The organism is Hydrogenophaga sp. L76 (assembly GCF_057654755.1).
Genome location: NZ_CM172807.1, coordinates 2,886,742 through 2,901,119, shown reverse-complemented (window position 1 = coordinate 2,901,119; position 14,378 = coordinate 2,886,742). Strand labels below are relative to the sequence as shown.

General features: G+C 70.0%; 15 protein-coding genes. 9 read left to right on the top strand and 6 right to left on the bottom strand.

Annotated features, from left to right (window positions below):
• Nucleotides 1-148 precede the first annotated feature (148 nt).
• Nucleotides 149-1,339: a phosphoglycerate kinase gene (locus tag AC23D4_RS13965; RefSeq protein WP_472889847.1), complete on the top strand. Its 1,191-nt coding sequence runs from the start codon at nt 149-151 to the stop codon at nt 1,337-1,339.
• Here AC23D4_RS13965 and AC23D4_RS13960 read toward each other — a convergent pair.
• Genes AC23D4_RS13960 through AC23D4_RS13950 form a run of 3 tightly spaced genes read right to left on the bottom strand, consistent with a single transcriptional unit; the run spans nt 1,336 to nt 3,285 of the window.
• Complete coding sequence (locus AC23D4_RS13960; RefSeq protein WP_472889848.1) at nt 1,336-1,734, bottom strand: YbaN family protein; 399 nt, start codon at nt 1,732-1,734, stop codon at nt 1,336-1,338. The genes AC23D4_RS13965 and AC23D4_RS13960 overlap by 4 nt on opposite strands.
• A complete protein-coding gene (locus AC23D4_RS13955) occupies nt 1,731-2,141 on the bottom strand; it encodes a SirB2 family protein (RefSeq protein WP_472889849.1) in 411 nt (136 codons plus the stop codon). The genes AC23D4_RS13960 and AC23D4_RS13955 overlap by 4 nt, the downstream gene beginning before the upstream one ends.
• Before the next feature lie 40 nt (nt 2,142-2,181).
• Nucleotides 2,182-3,285 carry an alkene reductase gene (locus AC23D4_RS13950; RefSeq protein ID WP_472889850.1) on the bottom strand — a complete coding sequence of 368 codons (1,104 nt, stop codon included), beginning with the start codon at nt 3,283-3,285 and terminating at the stop codon, nt 2,182-2,184.
• A gap of 132 nt (nt 3,286-3,417) precedes the next feature.
• On the opposite strand from AC23D4_RS13950, the gene AC23D4_RS13945 reads away from it, so the two are divergent.
• On the top strand, nt 3,418-3,840 hold the full coding sequence (locus AC23D4_RS13945) for a VOC family protein (RefSeq protein WP_472889851.1): 423 nt from the start codon (nt 3,418-3,420) through the stop codon (nt 3,838-3,840).
• Here the strand turns inward: AC23D4_RS13945 and AC23D4_RS13940 are convergent, their stop codons facing one another.
• Nucleotides 3,841-4,890, bottom strand: coding sequence for a GlxA family transcriptional regulator (locus tag AC23D4_RS13940; RefSeq protein WP_472889852.1), 1,050 nt, complete (start codon nt 4,888-4,890; stop codon nt 3,841-3,843). It lies immediately after the preceding gene.
• Nucleotides 4,891-5,008: 118 nt separating this feature from the next.
• Here AC23D4_RS13940 and AC23D4_RS13935 point away from each other — a divergent pair, with 118 nt between their 5' ends.
• From AC23D4_RS13935 to AC23D4_RS13920, 4 genes are all read left to right on the top strand, one after another.
• Entirely contained in the window at nt 5,009-5,743 is a 735-nt protein-coding gene (locus AC23D4_RS13935; protein WP_472889853.1) for a sterol desaturase family protein, read from the top strand.
• 49 nt (nt 5,744-5,792) lie between these two features.
• Complete coding sequence (locus tag AC23D4_RS13930; RefSeq protein WP_472889854.1) at nt 5,793-7,097, top strand: tetratricopeptide repeat protein; 1,305 nt, start codon at nt 5,793-5,795, stop codon at nt 7,095-7,097.
• A 45-nt stretch (nt 7,098-7,142) separates the two neighbouring features.
• Entirely contained in the window at nt 7,143-7,445 is a 303-nt protein-coding gene (locus tag AC23D4_RS13925) for a DUF2917 domain-containing protein (RefSeq protein WP_472889855.1), read from the top strand.
• 164 nt (nt 7,446-7,609) lie between these two features.
• Nucleotides 7,610-8,635: an LLM class flavin-dependent oxidoreductase gene (locus AC23D4_RS13920; protein WP_472889856.1), complete on the top strand. Its 1,026-nt coding sequence runs from the start codon at nt 7,610-7,612 to the stop codon at nt 8,633-8,635.
• Nucleotides 8,636-8,645: 10 nt separating this feature from the next.
• Here AC23D4_RS13920 and AC23D4_RS13915 read toward each other — a convergent pair whose 3' ends face one another.
• Nucleotides 8,646-9,944, bottom strand: coding sequence for an acyl-CoA dehydrogenase family protein (locus AC23D4_RS13915; protein WP_472889857.1), 1,299 nt, complete (start codon nt 9,942-9,944; stop codon nt 8,646-8,648).
• A 198-nt stretch (nt 9,945-10,142) separates the two neighbouring features.
• Between AC23D4_RS13915 and AC23D4_RS13910 the strand changes: the two genes are divergently transcribed.
• The 3 genes from AC23D4_RS13910 to AC23D4_RS13900 are packed head-to-tail and all read left to right on the top strand — an operon-like array spanning nt 10,143 to nt 13,098.
• A complete protein-coding gene (locus tag AC23D4_RS13910) occupies nt 10,143-12,164 on the top strand; it encodes a ribonucleoside triphosphate reductase (protein WP_472889858.1) in 2,022 nt (673 codons plus the stop codon).
• Nucleotides 12,165-12,200: 36 nt separating this feature from the next.
• Entirely contained in the window at nt 12,201-12,392 is a 192-nt protein-coding gene (nrdD, locus tag AC23D4_RS13905) for an anaerobic ribonucleoside-triphosphate reductase (RefSeq protein WP_236962722.1), read from the top strand.
• The gene (locus AC23D4_RS13900; protein WP_472889859.1) at nt 12,349-13,098 is read left to right on the top strand and encodes an anaerobic ribonucleoside-triphosphate reductase activating protein; all 750 of its coding nucleotides are present in this window, start codon (nt 12,349-12,351) and stop codon (nt 13,096-13,098) included. Before nrdD ends, AC23D4_RS13900 begins: the two co-directional genes overlap by 44 nt.
• A gap of 21 nt (nt 13,099-13,119) precedes the next feature.
• Here the strand turns inward: AC23D4_RS13900 and AC23D4_RS13895 are convergent, their stop codons facing one another.
• Nucleotides 13,120-14,319, bottom strand: coding sequence for a DUF1513 domain-containing protein (locus AC23D4_RS13895; RefSeq protein ID WP_472889860.1), 1,200 nt, complete (start codon nt 14,317-14,319; stop codon nt 13,120-13,122).
• Between the last annotated feature and the right edge of the window lie 59 nt (nt 14,320-14,378).

Sequence of the window (14,378 nt, the reverse complement as noted above, 5' to 3'; positions counted from 1 at the left end):
CTGACGTGATCTCCATCCAGCCGTTGGCCCGGATCACGGGGTGGAAGAACAAACCGGTGAACACGTGCAGGGAGATGTGGGGCCTTGCAGGCGCATTCCCTACAATTTGCGCTGCTCTTCTTCACTTCGCACCGCTCAAGGTTTCACCATGCAATTCATCCGCTTCTCCGATCTCTGCGCCAGTGGCCAGGCCAAGGGCCAACGCGTTTTCATCCGCGCCGACCTCAACGTGCCCCAAGACGACGAAGGCAAGATCACCGAAGACACACGCATCCGCGCCAGCATCCCCGCGATCCAGATGGCGCTGGACGCGGGTGCCGCCGTCATGGTGACCTCGCACCTCGGCCGCCCCACCGAAGGTGAATTCAAGCCACAAGACTCGCTGGCCCCCGTGGCCGCGCGCATGGGTGAACTCATGGGCCGCAGCATCCCCGTGGTGGCCAACTGGGTCGATGGCGTGTCCGTCGAACCCGGCCAGCTCGTCATGCTGGAGAACTGCCGCCTCAACGTCGGCGAGAAGAAGAACAAGCCCGAACTCGCCAAGAAGCTCGGTGCCCTGTGCGACATCTTCGTGCACGACGCTTTCGGCACCGCGCACCGCGCCGAAGGCAGCACCTACGGCATCGCCGAGACCGCGCCGATCGCTTGCGCCGGCCCGCTGTTGGCGGCCGAGATGGACGCCATCGGCAAGGCCCTGGCGAATCCGAAGCGCCCGCTGATCGCCATCGTCGCCGGCAGCAAGGTCAGCACCAAGCTCACCATCCTGCAGGCCCTGGCCAAGAACGTGGACGGCCTGATCGTTGGCGGTGGCATCGCCAACACCTTCATGCTCGCGGCGGGTTTGAAGATCGGCAAGAGCTTGGCCGAACCCGACCTGATCGGCGAAGCCCAAGCCGTGATCGAAGCCATGAAGGCGCGCGGCGCCGCGGTGCCGATCCCCACCGACGTGGTCTGCGCCAAGAGCTTCAGCCCCGACGCCGTGGCGACGGTCAAGGCCGCCACCGACGTGGCCGAAGACGACCTGATCCTGGACATCGGCCCGCAGACCGCGCAGCTGCTGGCCGAACAACTCAAGAAGGCCGGCACCATCGTCTGGAACGGCCCGGTGGGCGTGTTCGAATTCGCCGCCTTCGAGAACGGCACCAAGGTGATCGCACACGCGATTGCCGAATCGAGCGCCTTCAGCATCGCCGGTGGTGGCGACACCCTGGCGGCCATTGCGAAGTACGGCATCGAGAAGGACGTGGGCTACATCTCCACCGGCGGTGGTGCCTTCCTGGAAGTGCTGGAGGGCAAGACCCTGCCGGCGTTCGAGGTGCTGGCACGGCGCGCGGGCTAACGCCTCCGGGTTGGAATCCGGAGAACGACCCACGCTCCGATGGCGCCCAGGGTCAGCAGCACCAGCTGCACCGCCACGCGCCCGCGGAAACTCCAGATGGACACGCTGACCATGACCGCCATGGAGACGACGGCGATGGTCTTGTTGCGCCGTGTCAGGCTGTGGTGCTTTTCCCAGTCGCGCAGCATCGGACCGGTGAGCCGGTGGTTGAGCAGCCAGCGGTGCAGGCGCGGCGAAGCCTTGGCGTAGCAGGCAGCGGCCAGCAGGATGAAGGGGGTGGTGGGCAGGCCCGGCAGCACGACGCCGATCAGGCCCAGCAGCAGCGCCAGCGAACCGGCGGCCCACAGCAGGCCTCGCACCAGGCGCGAGCCGTGGGGCTTTGGCACGCCGCTCATGGGGCGAACATTCCCAGCGGATGGTGGGCCACCGCGATGCTGGCCATGATGCCCACCACCGACAGTGCCGCGACAAAGGCGAGGGCCTTGCCGGTGCGCGTCGGCGCGCGTTTGAGGGCAAAGCTGCCCAGCACGATGTAGACCACCAGCAGCACCAGCTTGGCGCCCAGCCAGGGGTTGTGCCAGGGGTTCAGCTGCAGCAGCCACCACAGCGTGGCGCCGGCGAGCAGCAGCAGCGAGTCGATGACCGGGCTCAGGCCACGGGCCAGGTCGCGCATGGGCCAGGCCTGCCCCGCCAGCACACCCAGGCCGCGCACCACGAACACCGACACGCTCAAGACCACCAGGGTGATGTGCAGGTGTCGGAGCCAGGGGTAGAGGGCGGCAATCAGTTCGGGTGCGGGCATGGTCCGCGCATCATAGGGGGCCGCGCGCGTGGTGGCAGATTCAGTCGGCGAGGGTCGGGTAGTCGGTATAGCCCTCGGCACCGCCGCCGTAGAAGGTGGTCTTGTCGGGGGTGTTGAACGGGCCACCCGCGTGCAGCCGCGTCACCAGGTCCGGGTTGGCGATGAAAGCCTTGCCGAAGGCCACGAGGTCGGCGCCTTCGGCCAGCGCCTGGCGCGCCATCGTCAGGTCGTAGCCGTTGTTGACCATCCAGGCGCCCCGGCCGCCGGCTTCGCGGTAGGCGGCCTTGAGCGCGGCGTAGTCGAAGGGACGCTCCGGCAGTTCCCGCGGGCCGCCGGTGGCGCCTTCGATCAGGTGCAGGTAGGCCAGCTGCAGGGGAGCGAGTTTGCGCACCACGTGGTCAAACAGCGGCTGCGGATGGTCATCGCTCGCGTCGTTGGCCGGCGTCACGGGCGAGAGGCGGATGCCGGTGCGGTCGCCGCCGACGGCTTCGGTCACGGCGCGCGTCACCTCCAGCAGAAAGCGCGCGCGGTTGGCGATGCTGCCGCCGTGGTCGTCCTTGCGGTGGTTGCTGCCGCTCTTGAGGAACTGGTCGATCAGGTAGCCGTTGGCGGCGTGGATCTCGACGCCGTCGAAGCCGGCGGCGATGGCGTTGAGCGCGGCGTGGCGGTAGTCCATCACGATGCCGGGAATCTCTTCGGCGTCGAGCGCGCGCGGCTCGGAGGTGTCCACGAAGGTGGGTACGCCGTCCCTGATCAGCACCGTCTTGGTGTGGGCGCGGATCGCCGAGGGCGCGACCGGCGCGCCAAAGTGCGGCTGCAGCTCGCGGTGTGACACGCGGCCCACGTGCCAGAGCTGCACCACGATCTTGCCGCCGACATCGTGCACCGCCTGGGTCACGCGTTTCCAGCCGTCGAGCTGCTCGGTGCCGTAGAGGCCGGGCACGTCGGCGTAGCCCTGGCCCTGGTGGGTGATGGCGGTGGCCTCGGTGACCAGCAGGCCGGCGCTGGCGCGTTGGGCGTAGTACTCGGCCATCAGCGGCGTGGGGATGGCGTCGGGCGCGCGGTTGCGCGTGAGCGGGGCCATGACGATGCGGTTGGACAGGCTCAGGGCGCCGACTTGCAGGGGTTCAAACAGGGTGGTCATGGCTGGGTGTGGCGGGGTGGGTAGGTGATGTGGCCCAGTCTACGCTTCACGGTCCGCGCAGGCCGTCGCCGACGGGCGGTGACCCCGCAGCGGGTGTTTCAATAAGTGATGGCGGGCGGTATAACCTGGCCCATGATCCACCTCCGCGAAATCGACCACCTCGTGTTGCGCGTCGTGAATCTCGATGCCATGCTGCGGTTTTATGGCGATGTGCTGGGCTGCCGCATCGAGCGCCGCCAGGATGGCATCGGGCTGGTGCAACTGCGTGCCGGGCGCTCGCTGCTCGACCTGGTGCCCGTGGACGGGCCGCTCGGTCGCGCTGGCGGCGCGGCGCCGGGACCGCAGGGGCACAACCTCGACCATTTCTGCTTCCGGGTGGAGCCGTTCGACGAGGCGCAGATCCGCGCCCAGCTGCGGGCGCACGGCGTCGAGGCCGGTGAACTGGCCTCGCGTTATGGCGCCGAAGGCGAGGGCCCCTCGCTCTATGTCACCGACCCCGAAGGCAATGTGGTGGAGCTCAAGGGGCCACCCGATGGCGCGTCCCCGGCGCTGTGATCAGGCCGTGCGGCCCTGTCGCAGCACCTCGCGCAGGCCCGAGAAGCGCCTGCGGTACTGGGCCGGCGTGAGGTTGACCTCGCGCTTGAACAGGCGCGCGAAATAACCCGCGTCTTCGTAGCCCACCTGGCCGGCGATGGCCTCGATCGAGTCCTCGCTGCCCTCCAGCAACTGTTTGGCCTCTTCGAGCCGCACGTGGTGCACGTACTGCAGCGGTGACAAGCCCGTGGCCTGCTGGAAGCGGCGCACGAAGGAGCGCTCGGACAGGCCCGAGAGCTGCGTCATCGCCGCCACCGGGCTGGGCTCGCCGTAGTGGTCGGCGACCCAGAGCTGGCAGCGCGTGATGACCGCGTCGTCCGACTGCCGGCTCGCCGAGAGCCGCGCAAACGGCTGCTGGCCGCTCTCGTGCCAGTCGATCAGGTACAGGCGCGCCATCTGCATCGCCGCCTCCAGACCCACCAGCCGGGCGATCAGGTACAGCGCGAGGTCTTGCCAGGAGGTGCCGCCACCGGCCATCACCAGGCGCTGGCCCTCGCCCGCGGTCACCAGCGCGCGCCGGCGGTGCAGGCGGATGCCCGGGTGGCGCTGCGCCAGCACGTCGCAGTAGGCCCAGTGGGTGGTGGCGTCCTCGCCTTCGAGCAGGCCGGCTTCGGCCATCAGCAGCGCGCCCGAACAGGCCGCCGCGATGATGGCGCCCCGGGCATGGGCTTCGCGCAGCCAGGCCGCTTCGGCCTCATAGCGTCCGCGCAGGTCGGTGCTCGGCACCACGAACACCTCGGGGATGCAGATGACCTGCGGGGCCACGGCGTCGGCGATGGAGGTGTCGGGCGCCAGGTGCACGCCGTTGGCAATGGTCAGGGGCTGGCCGTCGGCCGAGACGATCTGCACCCGCAGCAACGAACTGCCCGGGCGGTCCTCCACCACCAGGGGCCAGTCGCGCCCCACGCCCATGAACATGTCGCTCATGCCGAACAGCATCGAGGCCGCCACCTCGGGCAGCGCCAGGATGGCCACGGTGGCGAGCACGGGGGCGCCGTCGGGGGCGGACATGGCGGTTTTGTCGGGTGGCTGTCGGATTTGACTGCAGGTGAAAACGGGGGGTCTGCCTACAGTGCCTGACCGATTCTAGAACCGTCAAATCCCCTTGCAACCCCTCACTGGAAACACCATGTCCTGGCCCGAAACCCTCACCCTGGCGGTGCTGCCCGCCTTCCTCCTGCTCGATGCCATCACCCACGCCCACGCTGGCCGCGTGCGCGGCTGGCGCTCGCGGGCCCTGTCCATCACCGTGGTCAACGCCGGGATGGCGCTGGTCGTCGGCCACCTCTGGAGCCGCTTCTTCGGAGGCCTGCACGTTTTCGACGGGGCCGCCTTCGGCACCGCTGGCGGCGCGGCGCTGGGCGTGCTGGTGTACCAGTTCTTCCACTACGGGTACCACCGCAGCGCACACCGCTTCGACACCCTCTGGCGCCTGGGCCACCAGATGCACCACAGCGCCGAATCGCTCGACCCCTGGGGTGCCTTCTACCTGCACCCGCTGGACACGGCGCTGTTCACCACGCTCTCCAGCCTGGTGCTGTTTCCGCTGCTCGGCCTGAGCCCCGAAGCGGGGGCCTGGGCGGTGGCGCTGCTGACCTTTCTCTCGGTGTTCCAGCACACCCGCGTGCGCACACCGACCTGGCTGGGCTACCTGATCCAGCGGCCCGAGAGCCACGCCATCCACCACCAGCGCGGTGTGCACGCGCACAACTACGCCGACCTGCCGCTGTGGGACCTGCTGTTCGGCACCTTCCGCAATGGACCGGCGAACGCGCCCTGGCCCGAACTGGGTTTCCACGACGGCGCCTCCGCGCGCATTCCCGAAATGCTGGCGTTCCGCGACGTGTCGCGCGCCCGGCACTGATCCCCTTCCTTCCTTTCTTTTTTCCTCACCCCAACCCTGGAGCATTCCCATGACCACGAAAGACACCGTCGGCTACACCCTCTCGGGCGGCAACGCCCACGCCCAGGACCTGCTGGAGCAGGCCTTGCACCAGTTCCGCTGCTTTGCCGACAACCCCCTGGCCACCGCCGAAGCGGCGCTGGCCGAAGCCCCCGACCTGGTGATGGCCCAGGTGCTGCGCGCCTGGCTTTTCCTGCTGTCCTCGGAAGCGGCCGCCGTGGCGCCGGCCCGCGAGGCCCTGGCGGCCGCGCGCGAGCTGCCGCACAACGAACGCGAGGCCTGGCACCTGCGGGCCATCGCGCAGTTGTGCGATGGCCAGTGGCACGCCGCCGCGCTCACGCTGGAAGACCTGAGCGTGCACTACCCGTTGGATGCACTGGCCCTGCAGGCCGGCCAGCAGCTCGACTTCTTCGTGGGCGACTCGCGCATGCTGCGCGACCGCATCGCGCGTGCGCTGCCCGCGTGGTCCGCCACCCTGCCCGGCTGGCACGCGGTGCTGGGCATGCAGGCCTTCGGGCTCGAAGAAACCGGCGACTACGCCCGCGCCGAACGCCTGGGGCGCCAGGCCGTGGACCTGCAGCCCCGCGACGCCTGGGCGCAGCACGCGGTGGCCCACGTGCTGGAGATGCAGGGCCGGCGCGACGAGGGCATCGAGTGGATGCGTGGCAACGAAGGCTGGCAGACCGACAACTTCCTGGCCGTGCACAACTGGTGGCACCTCGCGCTGCACCACCTCGCGCAGGGCGACCTGCCCGAGGTGCTGGCGCTGTACGACGGGCCGATCCACGGCCACCGTCCCGAGGTCCATGTGGAGCTGGTGGACGCGAGCGCCTTGTTGTGGCGGCTGGACCTGCAGGGGGCGGACGTGGGTGCGCGCTGGGAGCGTCTGGCCGAGCGCTGGGCGCCCTTCGCGGGCGACGGCCACTACGCCTTCAGCGACTGGCACGCGGCCATGGCCTTCGTGGCCGCCGGGCGCGAGGACCTGCTGCAGGCGTTGCTGCAGGCCCAGCGCCAGGCCATGGCCAGCGAGGGCGACAACGCGGCCTTCACGCGCGAGGTCGGCTCGGCGGTCACGCAGGCCTGCATCGCCTTCGGCCAGCAGGACTGGGCGCGTGCGGTGGCCCTGCTGCGCCCGGTGCGCAGCCAGTCGCACCGTTTCGGTGGCAGCCATGCGCAGCGCGACCTGATCGACCTCACGCTGATCGCGGCGGCCCAGCGCAGCGGCCAGAAAGCCCTGGCGCGCGCGCTGGAGCAGGAGCGTTTGGCCCTGGCCCGGCAGCGCCTGCCCGCGCGGCGCGAGGCGCTGACCGCCTGACGCCCGTTCCTTCCCACCTTTCGCTGGCCCCGCCGGCCTTGAACCATGCACACCGTACAGCTGTCCCTGCCTTCCACCCTGCGCCTGTCGCGCCGGCCGCACCCGGCCGCCAGCTCGCGCCCCGCCACCGACACCTGGGTGCTGCTCCGGGGGACCCTGCATCGCATCGCGCGGCCACTGGGCTGCCGCATCGAGTGCATCGCCGGGCGGGCCTGGATCACCCACGACCGCGACCCGCGGGACACCGTGCTGGAAGCGGGTGAAAGCCACACCTGCGACCGGCCCGAGCGCCTGATCGTGCAGGCCCTCGAAGCGCTCACCCTGCGGGTGCTCCCGCCGGCCGGGTGAGCCGGATGGCGCTGCGTTGACCGCGTTTCCCGTGCGTCGGCGCTCCGGTGGGGCCATCAAGGGACGCTGATCGGTGGGTGGATGCGGCGCGCCGGGGGAGGGGTACAGGGGTCTTTCGCGGGCTCACCGGCCTGCGGGATGCAAAGCATCTGACAATGCGGTCCATGAATCCCATGCCCAAGCCCCTGCAAGACATCCGCCTCTCCCTGCTCGATCTCGTGGCCGTGCGCGAAGGCGGCACGGTGGCCGATGCGCTGGCCATCACCGTGCGCACCGCGCAACACGCCGAAGCCCTGGGCTTCACACGCTACTGGCTGGCCGAGCACCACAACATGAGCGGCATCGCCAGTTCGGCCACGGCCGTGCTGGTGGGCCACATCGCTGGCGCCACGCAGCGCATGCGCGTCGGCTCTGGCGGCGTGATGCTGCCCAACCACGCGCCGCTGGTGGTGGCCGAGGCTTTTGGCACGCTGGCCGAGCTCTACCCCGGCCGCATTGACCTGGGCCTGGGTCGCGCGCCCGGCACCGACCCGCTGACCATGCGCGCGCTGCGCCGCGACCGGCGCGAAACCGAAGACGATTTCCCGCGCGACGTGGCCGAACTGCAGCGCCTGCTGGGCGATGCGGTGCCGGGCCAGAAGCTGATCGCCATGCCCGGCGCGGGCACCCATGTGCCGATCTGGCTGCTGGGCTCCAGCCTGTTCTCGGCCCAGCTGGCGGCCGAGCGTGGTCTGCCCTACGCCTTCGCCTCGCACTTTGCACCGCGTTACCTGCTGCAGGCGCTGGACCTGTACCGCCACAACTTCAAGCCCTCGGCGGTGCTGGACAAGCCCTACGCCATCGTCGGCGTGCCACTGATCGCCGCACCCACGGACGACGAAGCCGAGTACCTGGCCAGCAGCACCTACCAGCGTGTGCTGGGCATCCTCACCGGCAAACGCGGCCAGCTGCCGGCGCCGGTCGCCGGTTTCATGGAAACGCTGGACACCCAGGCCAGTGCGGCGATCGCCGACTTCCTGGCCTGTGCGGTGATCGGTGGCCCGGACACGGTGCGCGCCGGTTTGCAGAAACTCGCCAACGCGACCCAGGCCGACGAGTTCATGCTGGTGAGCGACGTGTTCGACCCGGCGCTGCGCCTGCGTTCACTGGACATCGCTGCGGCGGCGATGCGCGAGCCGGTGGCGGCCTGAACTGGGCCCTTCAGGCCGACAGGTGTGGCGGCGTGCGCATCTGCTCGGGCGTCGTGAAGTAGGCCGAAGACGCGCCCATGCGCGCGCGGGCCCGCTCCAGCTCGTGCCGCGCCACGCTGCGCAGGTGCACCTCGTCGGGGCCGTCGAGCAGGTGCAGGGCGCGGCCCCAGGTCCAGAACTGCGCCAGCGGCGTGTCGGGCGACAGGCCCATGGCGCCGAAGATCTGCATCGCGCGGTCCACCACGCGGGTCTGCAGGCCCGCGGCCACCACCTTGATCGCGGCCACCTGCGCGCGCACGGCGGCGGGTTCGGCTTGCTCGGGGTGGTCAAGCAGCCAGGCGCAGCGCAGCACCAGCAGGCGCGCCTGGTCGATCTCGATGCGCGACAGCGCGATCCACTCCTGCACGTTGGCGTAGTCCGCCAGGTATTTGCCGAAGGTCTGGCGCTCCAGCGCGCGTTCGGTGGCGAGCGCCAGCGCCAGCTCGCACTGGCCGATGGTGCGCATGCAGTGGTGCACGCGGCCCGGTCCCAGCCGCGCCTGCGCCATCGCAAAACCTTCGCCCCAGCCGCCGAGCAGGTGGTCGGCCGGCACGCGCACCTGGCGGAACACGATCTCGCCATGCCCCTCGGGCGCGTGGTGGTGCACCACGCTGATGTTGCGCACCACGTCCACGCCCGGCGTGTCCAGCGGCACCAGCACCATGCTGTGCTGGCGGTGCCGGGTCTCGGCCGCGGCGCTGTCGTCGGGCGCGTTGCGCGCCATCACGATCAGCAGCCTGCAATGCGGGTGCGCCACGCCGGTGATGAACCACTTGCGGCCGTTGAGCACGAGGTCGTCGCCCTCGCGCCGCACCGTGGTCTGCAGGTTGGTCGGGTCCGACGAGGCCACGTCGGGCTCGGACATGGCGAAGGCGGATCGGATCGTTCCATCGAGCAGCGGCGTGAGCCACTGCGTGCGCTGCGCCGATGTGGCGAAGCGGTGCAGCAGCTCCATGTTGCCGGTGTCGGGCGCGCTGCAGTTGAACACCTCGGCCGCCCAGTGCAGTTGGCCCATCGCCTCGGCCAGCGGCGCGTAGTCGAGGTTGTCCAGCCGCGTGCCAGGCTCGTCCTTGCGCAGCCCGGGCAGGAACAGGTTCCACAGCCCTTCCTCGCGCGCCAGGGTCTTCAGGTCTTCGAGGAAGGGTGGCGGGTAGTCCCCCTGCTGCACCGCCTGGTGCCAGGCCGCGTTGTGCGGCAGCAGGTAGGTGTGCATGAAGGTCTCCAGCTGCTGCTGGAGCGCCTGCGCCCGGGGGCTGTGATCGAAGTCCATGCCGGGATTCTTCAGGCTCAGCGCCGTCCTGTCAGAACGCGCGTGACAGCCGCACCCGGTTGACGCAGATCAAGCCGGTGAAAGGCCGGAAACGGCGTTGGAAGCTGCGTCGACCTTGCGTCAAATCAAACTACCTATGGTGTCTGGCGGGTATCTTGAACACCATAGGTAGTGTTTTTGATCCAGGAGGCGAGAGCTATGAAAGATGCGATGGTGGTCAGTCTTCCAAGGGAGGTGATCAAGCGTTCGGGCCTGCGCGAGGCCTTCGATGCCGACAAGATCCGGTCCGCGCTGGCGCGGGCCGGCCAGGCCAGCGGCGAGTTCGACGGCGCCGAGGCCGCGCTGTTGTGCGCCCAGGTGGTCAAGGTGCTGATCCACCGCTTCAAGGGTGCGCCGCCCGGCATCGAGCCGATCCAGGACGTGGTCGAACAGACGCTGATCGCGGCCAACCACCTCCAGACCGCGCGCGCCTACATCGTCTACCGCGAGCAGCACGCCACGCTGCGCGCCGACCAGCAGACGCTGGTGGACGTGGAATCGTCGATCAACGAGTACCTCACGCGCGCCGACTGGCGCGTGAACGCCAACGCCAACCAGGGCTATTCGCTGGGCGGGCTGATCCTGAACGTGGCGGGCAAGGTCACGGCCAACTACTGGCTTTCGCACGTGTACACGCCCGAGATCGGGCAGGCGCACCGCGAGGGCGACCTCCACATCCACGACCTCGACATGCTCAGCGGCTACTGCGCGGGCTGGTCGCTGCGCACCCTGCTCAACGAAGGCCTCAACGGCGTGCCGGGCAAGGTGGAGTCGGGGCCGCCGAAACACATGTCCTCGGCCGTGGGGCAGATCGTGAACTTCCTGGGCACGCTGCAGAACGAGTGGGCCGGCGCGCAGGCCTTCTCGTCGTTCGACACCTACATGGCGCCCTACGTGCGACAGGACGGCATGGATTACGCGGCGGTGCGCCAGTGCATCCAGGAGCTGATCTACAACCTCAACGTGCCCTCGCGCTGGGGCACGCAGACGCCCTTCACCAACCTCACCTTCGACTGGGTCTGCCCCGACGACCTGCGCGAGCAGGTGCCGGTGATCGCCGGGCAGGAAATGCCGTTCTGCTATGGCGAGCTGCAGGCCGAGATGGACCTGATCAACCGCGCCTACATCGAGGTGATGACCGAGGGCGACGCCAAGGGGCGCGTCTTCACCTTCCCCATCCCCACCTACAACATCACGCCCGATTTCCCCTGGGAGAGCGAGAACGCGCGGCGCCTGTTCGACATGACGGCCAAGTACGGCCTGCCGTACTTCCAGAACTTCATCAACTCGGAGCTGCAGCCGAACATGGTGCGCTCCATGTGCTGCCGCCTGCAGCTCGATCTGCGCGAGCTGCTCAAGCGCGGCAACGGCCTGTTCGGCAGCGCCGAGCAGACCGGCAGCCTGGGCGTGGTCACGGTGAACTGCGCGCGCCTGGGGCATCTGCACGCGGGCGACGAGGCCGGCCTGCTGGCCGCGCTGGACCGCCTCATGGAACTGGGCAAGCAAAGCCTGGAGACCAAGCGCAAGCTCATCCAGCGCCTGATGGACCAGGGCCTGTTTCCCTACACCAAGCGCTACCTGGGCACCTTGCGCAACCACTTCAGCACGCTGGGCGTGAACGGCATCAACGAGATGGTGCGCAACTTCACGGCGGACCAGCACGACATCACCAGCGACTGGGGCCATGCGTTTGCCGTGCGCCTGCTCGACCATGTGCGCGAGCGCATGACGGCCTTTCAGGAGGAAACCGGCCACCTCTACAACCTGGAGGCCACACCGGCCGAGGGCACCACCTACCGCTTCGCCAAGGAAGACAAGAAGCGCTGGCCCGGCATCCTGCAGGCGGGCACGGCTGAGCAGCCGTACTACACCAACTCCTCGCAGCTGCCCGTGGGCTTCACCGACGACCCGTTCGAGGCCCTGATGCGGCAGGAGGCGCTGCAATCCAAATACACCGGCGGCACCGTGCTGCACCTGTACATGGGCGAGCGCCTGTCCAGCGGCGCGGCCTGCGGTGAACTGGTCAAACGCGCGCTGACGCGCTTTCGCCTGCCGTACATCACCGTCACCCCCACCTTCTCCATCTGCCCCACCCACGGCTACCTCGCGGGCGAGCACCCGTTCTGTCCGGTCTGCGACGCTGAGAAGCTGGCCGCCAAACGCCAGCTGCAGGCCGCTTGATGCCCCGTCTTTCAACCACCCCAAAAGGAAACACCCATGAACACATCCACCCCATCGGCCGTCAGGTCAACGGCCGCTGACATGTCCCTGCGCGACGACGAACGCCAGCCCTGCGAGGTCTGGACCCGCGTCATGGGCTACCACCGGCCGGTCAGCAGCTTCAACCGGGGCAAACAGGGCGAACATGCCGAACGCCGATTCTTTGCCGAGCCGGCCGCCCGCGCCTGAGGTCGCGGGCACCGCCGCACCACCACCCGCGACCCGTGGTGCGCAGGCGCTGCGCATCGGCGGACTCACGCGGCTGACCGGGGTTGACTTCCCGGGCCGGCTGGCGGCGGTGGTGTTCCTGCAGGGCTGTCCGTGGCGCTGCGTGTACTGCCACAACCCGGCCCTGCTCGACGCCGCGGTTCCGGGGGCCCTGTCGTGGCAGGCGGTGCACGGCTTCCTGCTGCAGCGCTGCGGGCTGCTCGACGGCGTGGTGTTCTCGGGCGGCGAGCCCACGCTGCAGGCGGCGCTGGGCCCGGCCCTGGCCGAGGTGCGCGCGCTCGGTTTTGCCACAGGCCTGCACACCGGCGGCATGTACCCCGAGCGACTGCAGCGGGTGTTGCCGCAGCTGGACTGGGTCGGGCTGGACATCAAGGCGCCGCAACACCGCCACGACCAGGTCACCGGCACACGCGGCGGTGGCGCGCGCGCGGCACGCAGCCTGCGCCTGCTGCAGCACAGCGGGGTGGCGCTGGAGTGCCGCACCACCTGGCACGCCGGCCTGTTCGGGCGGGACGACCTGTTCCGCCTGGCCGACGCGCTGGCCGCGCAGGCGGTGTCGCACTGGGTGCTGCAGACCTGCCGCAGCCCGGGCCTGGCTGCCCCGGTGCTCGACGCGGAGGACCTGGCCGCTCTGGCCGCGCGGTTTGCCCGGTTCGAATGCCGCTGAAGCGCCGCCCTGGCGGGCGGCTCAGCCCAGCACGACCCAGTGGTTGTCGGGCGCCATGGCGCTGGGCCAGGCCAGCATGGCCGGTGGCAGGGCCGGGTGCCAGAAGCCGACCCCGCGGCTCGCGCCCATCAGCACCCCGCCGCTTCCCGGCCAGGGCGCCAGCGCGCAGGGTTCGGTGAGCCGTGCGATGGTGGTCCAGCGGTCCGGTGCGTCGGGGTGCCAGAGCAGGCCTTCGTGGCTGCGCTGGCCGCTCACGATGAAGCCACCACCGGGACCGGGCGCGATGTCGCCCGCGTAGCCATTCCCGGCGATGCTGTGGCTGGCCAGCCGCAGGTCCTGCCCGTCCCAGAGCGCCAGCACGGGGGCGTCGCGGCGCTGGGCGGCCTCGTCGTGTTCGGCCTGCAGCGCGATGCCCAGCAGCGGCGCGCGCGCCGGTGTGCCGTCGCCGGGGCCCACCGGAAGGCCCCAGGCCACATGGCGCAGGCTCAGGCGCGGGTCGCCCAGCCGCCACTGACCCAGCAGCGCGCCGCTCCGCGGGTCCAGCCGCACCAGCGACGGGTCCATGGCCTCCAGCCGGGTTTTCTGGCCGCTGGCGGTGCGCGGAATGCCCCCGTTGACGACCAGCAGCGCCCCGCCAGCGTCCAGTGCCATGTGGTGCGGGTCCAGGCCATGGCTGGGCCATTGCGCGACCCGTTGCAGCGTGCGGTGGTCGCGCACACCGATCCAGCCACGGCCGTCGCGGGTGTCGGTCTCGGTGGTGTAGAGCCACTGCCCGTCGGCGCTCGCCAGCACGTGGCCACCCAGGGTGCGGTGCGGGGTTTCGGCGTCGATCAGGTGCCGGGTCTGCAGCTCACCCAGTGGGTCGCAGCGCAGCAGCCAGCGGCCGGGCCGGGTGGCGACGGCGAGGAAACCGCCGCCGGGCTCGGCCAGCAGACCGTGGGCACGCCCCTGCACCGGCAGGTGGGCGGCCACGCGCACCTCGCGCGCAGCCCAGTCGAGTTCAAGCACCCCCACCTGGTCGCAATCGCGGCCGCAGTCGGGGGTGTTGCCGTGGCTGCGCCAGGCGGCGGCCAGGCGCACCCGGGATGGCAGCGGTGGGGCCCCGATGGTGTCGGAAGGGGCGGTGTCGCTTTGCGCCAGGGCCGGGGCGCTGACGGCGCCCGAGGCCAGCAGCCAGGCGGTGTGGCGCAGCAGGGTGCGGCGGTGCAGGTTGGTGCTCATGGAGGCAGGCAGAAATGAGGGGAGGGGCCGGACAACAGCGTCCGTGAGCACCTTAGTCA